General features: G+C 62.4%; 4 protein-coding genes and 1 pseudogene. 2 read left to right on the top strand and 3 right to left on the bottom strand.

The window, feature by feature from the left end:
- A pseudogene (locus tag Q7U29_RS04840) lies at positions 1 to 145 on the top strand (arginase); the annotation flags it as partial.
- A 166-nt stretch (positions 146 to 311) separates the two neighbouring features.
- On the opposite strand, the gene Q7U29_RS04845 reads toward Q7U29_RS04840, so the two are convergent.
- Positions 312 to 866 (bottom strand): cupin domain-containing protein, encoded by a 555-nt coding sequence (locus Q7U29_RS04845; protein WP_304739081.1) that lies wholly within the window; start codon positions 864 to 866, stop codon positions 312 to 314.
- On the bottom strand, positions 851 to 1,444 hold the full coding sequence (locus Q7U29_RS04850; protein WP_304739083.1) for a sigma factor: 594 nt from the start codon (positions 1,442 to 1,444) through the stop codon (positions 851 to 853). The genes Q7U29_RS04845 and Q7U29_RS04850 overlap by 16 nt, the downstream gene beginning before the upstream one ends.
- Before the next feature lie 208 nt (positions 1,445 to 1,652).
- On the opposite strand from Q7U29_RS04850, the gene Q7U29_RS04855 reads away from it, so the two are divergent.
- Entirely contained in the window at positions 1,653 to 2,339 is a 687-nt protein-coding gene (locus Q7U29_RS04855) for an RNA polymerase sigma factor (RefSeq protein WP_304739085.1), read from the top strand.
- Here the strand turns inward: Q7U29_RS04855 and Q7U29_RS04860 are convergent.
- Positions 2,320 to 3,735 (bottom strand): phosphoenolpyruvate carboxykinase (locus Q7U29_RS04860; protein WP_304739087.1); only part of this gene is annotated, 1,416 nt, incomplete at its 5' end. The genes Q7U29_RS04855 and Q7U29_RS04860 overlap by 20 nt on opposite strands.

Here is a 3,735-nt window from a genome sequence, read left to right on the forward strand (position 1 = left end):
GGTCGATATCGTCGAACTCAATCCGTTCCTCGACGAGTGTGGCCGCACCGCGCGGGTCGCGGTCGAACTGATCGGCAGCCTGTTCGGCCTGCAGATCACCGACCGTCCGACGCCCAGCAATGCGGTGTTTCCCGACAACACCTGAAATACCGCGGTAACTTCTCCCCTCCTCCCGCGAAGCGGTGGGGAGGGGTCGAGGGTGGGGGTCTCTCCGCGCGTACAACTCGCAGCGAGTCTGCCGTGCTACCCCCCACCCCCGACCCCTCCCCGCCACGCGCAAGGGCGCGCGGGGGGAGGGGAGTGAAACCGCCTTAATGCTGGTCGAGACTCATCACGACGTGCACGAGGCAGCCATTCACCGTTCGTCCCGGCGGATGCGAGGAGGATGGTGTCGCGACATGGAAGTCGCCGGCGAGCAGCTTGCAATCACCGAAGGAAAGATCGCCTTCGAGCACGAGGGACTGTTCGTCTGTATTGTGCGAGTGCGGATGATAGGACGCGCCCGGCTGCATCCTGAACAACAGATATTGCCGGTTCCGGGCCCGGTCGACATGCAGCAGCCGCCCCCTGATGCCGGGGCCGATATCGAACCAGTTCGCGCTTGCCGCGCGTTTGGTCAGCGTGCCCGGCAGATGCAGGCCTTCGCCGTCGATCCTGTCGAGAATCTTTTCGAACAACCCGGCCGGCAACGGCTCGGCCTCTTCCGCCTGCAGGCTCGAAAAAGCGTTTTCCCAATACTCGACCTGGCTCTGCAGCGCCTGGTCCGACTTCAGTTGCGACGCGAGTTCGCGGCGCTCCGCCTTGTCGAGCAGGCCGAGCACATACTCCGCCGCGCCATGGGCTGCCGGCTTCACTGGTTCAGACATAGCTGCAACTTCTCGACGGCACGGTGAATCCAGGTCTTGATCGTTCCCAGCGGAACGGCTGATTGTTCGGCCAGTTCCTCGTAGCTGAGGCCGTAGTGGTAGGCCAAAATAACACATTTCCGGTAGTTCTGTTCGAGCAGCCCAAGGCACTTCAGCAGGTCCGGCGCGAGGCCCGGCTCGCCAGATCCGGGACCGCAAAGCTTCTCGACCAGGGCGGCGACATTCTCATCGGCCAGCGACACGAACCGGATCCGGCGTTCGGGCAAGCGGTCCAGCACGACGTTACGCGTGACCACCGTCATCCAGCCGATCGCGCTGCCCCTGGCGGGATCGTACAGATAGGATTTTTGCCAGACCCGCAGCATCGCCTCCTGAAAGGCGTCTTCTGCGGCGTCACGATCTCGCAGAATCCGAATGCATATCCCGAACAGCACGGGACCGGCCGCGGCGTACAGCCGGCGGAACGCAACCCGGTCGCCCTGGGCGACAGAGTTGAGCACCTGACCCAGGTCGTCCTCGGGAATCTGTCGCATTCTGAAGTGGTTGGCCAGGAATACACGCAAAAGCAGCTGTTCCATCGCGGACTATAAGGCTGAGGAAGCTACGGTTCAACGGGCGGCGGTTTCAAAAAACCCACCCGACGGTCGAAAAAATCCGCGGTGAAGATGTCGGCTACCGAAACTTTTTCCGCCGGGACGCCGTAGTGGCGGGGACAGGTATCAGCCAACGCCCGCCTCGTCTTTCCGGCGGCTGCCAGCCTCAATGACAACCGACCGGGGAAACAATGTGAACGCGACATCGCCAGGAATTGCCGGCATTGCCGGCATCGCCGATGCAAAAGACCCGAAGATGGTCCTGCTGGAATTGCTGTTGGATGTCGCTGCCGAAAACAAATCCGCCTTCGCCAGACTCTACGGCCTGACCAATCGCAAGCTCTTTGGCGTCGCATTGCGGATCCTCGGGGATCGCGGCCTTGCCGAAGACGTGCTGCAGGAGTGCTATCTCAAGGTCTGGCGCAATGCCGCAAGCTACAACCCCGCGATCGCATCGCCGATGGCGTGGATGGCGACAATTGTCCGGCACGGCGCCATCGATGCATTTCGCAAGCGGCGGTTCGAGGTGGTCGGTAACGAGAACGAAATCCTGACTTTGGCGTCTGACGATCCCGATCCGATCGATGAGCTGGACCTCGCCCGACTGCGTCCGCAGGTGCTGGCGGCCTTTGCCAGGCTTCCGGAAGACAAGCGCCGGCTGATCATGCTGGCCTATCTCGGGGATCGGAGCCGCCTCGAACTTTCGGCCCGCTTCGGCATCCCCGCCAATACGGTCAAGACCCATTTGCGGCGCGCGCTGCTGGAACTGCGCGCGACGATGTATCTGCGTCAAGAAAAAAGGGCGGCCTCACGGCCGCCCTTCGAACTCACGAAATCGAAAAACATCGGCAGTCCCAACCTCACTCCGCAGCGAGCTTGAGATCCGGTGCGGCGGCGCGGACGTCGGCGTCGACCTGGGCTTCGAACTTGGCAAAATTCTTCTGGAACATGCCGACCAGGGCGCACGCGGTCTTGTTGAACTCGGCCTTGTCCTTCCAGGTATTGACGGGATCGAGGATCTCGCTCGGCACGCCGGGCAGCGCGGTCGGTACCGCGAAGCCGAAGTACTTGTCGGTGCGGAATTCGACATTGCGCAAGCTGCCGTCGAGTGCCGCGGTCAACAGCGCCCGGGTCACCTTGATCGGCATCCTGGAGCCGGTGCCGTATTTGCCGCCGGTCCAGCCGGTATTGACCAGCCAGCAATCGACATTGTGCTTCGCAATCAGCTCGCGCAGCATGTTGCCGTAAACGGAGGGGTCTAAGGGGAGGAACGGCGAACCGAAGCAGGTGGAGAATTCCGGCTGCGGCTCATTGCCGAGGCCGCGCTCGGTGCCGGCCACCTTGGCGGTGTAGCCGGACAGGAAGTGGTACATCGCCTGTGCCGGCGTCAGCTTGGCGATCGGCGGCAATACGCCAAACGCATCCGCCGCCAGCATCACCACGTTCTTCGGGTGGCCGGCGCGACCGGTGCGGGAGGCGTTGGGAATGAAGTCGAGCGGATAGGCCGAGCGGGTGTTTTCGGTCTTCGAGCCATCGTCGAAATCCGGCACCCGCGTGTCCTCGTCGAGCACCACATTCTCCAGCACCGCGCCGAAGCGCTTGCTGGCGGCATGGATCTCCGGCTCGGCTTCCTTCGACAGCTTGATGCATTTGGCATAGCAGCCGCCTTCGAAATTGAAGACGCCGTCATTGCCCCAGCCGTGCTCGTCATCGCCGATCAGCGTGCGCTTCGGATCGGCCGACAGTGTGGTTTTTCCCGTTCCGGAGAGGCCGAAGAAGATGGCGCTGTCGCCGTTGGGCCCGACATTGGCCGAGCAGTGCATCGGCATGACGCTCCGCTCGGGCAAGAGGTAGTTGAGAACGGTGAACACCGACTTCTTCATCTCCCCCGCATAGGCCGAACCGCCGATGAGGACAATCATGCGGGTGAGATCGACTGCGATGACGGTTTCGGACCGCGTGCCGTGGCGTGCCGGATCGGCGCGGAAGGACGGCACGTCGATGATCGTCATCTTCGGCACGAAGGTCGCGAGCTTCGCGCGGTCGGGACGGATTAGGAGGTTGCGGATGAACAGCGAGTGCCAGGCATATTCGGTGATGACCCGGACCGGGAGGACGTTCGTGGGGTCAGCGCCGCCTTCGAGGTCCTGTACATAGACATTCTTGCCTTTGAGGAAAGCTTTGAAGTCGGCGAACAGCGTCTCGAACTGCTCGGGCGACATAGGTTTGTTGTTGTCCCACCAGACCTTGTCCTCGCTGTTCGCATCGCGAACGAC

The sequence above is a fragment of the Bradyrhizobium sp. genome, assembly GCF_030654605.1.
GTDB lineage: Bacteria > Pseudomonadota > Alphaproteobacteria > Rhizobiales > Xanthobacteraceae > Bradyrhizobium.

Excerpts from the sequence above, each read along its gene's own strand:
- Q7U29_RS04845 (WP_304739081.1), bottom strand. The coding sequence starts at position 866 with ATGTCTGAACCAGTGAAGCCGGCAGCCCATGGCGCGGCGGAGTATGTG.
- Q7U29_RS04850 (WP_304739083.1), bottom strand. The coding sequence starts at position 1,444 with ATGGAACAGCTGCTTTTGCGTGTATTCCTGGCCAACCACTTCAGAATG.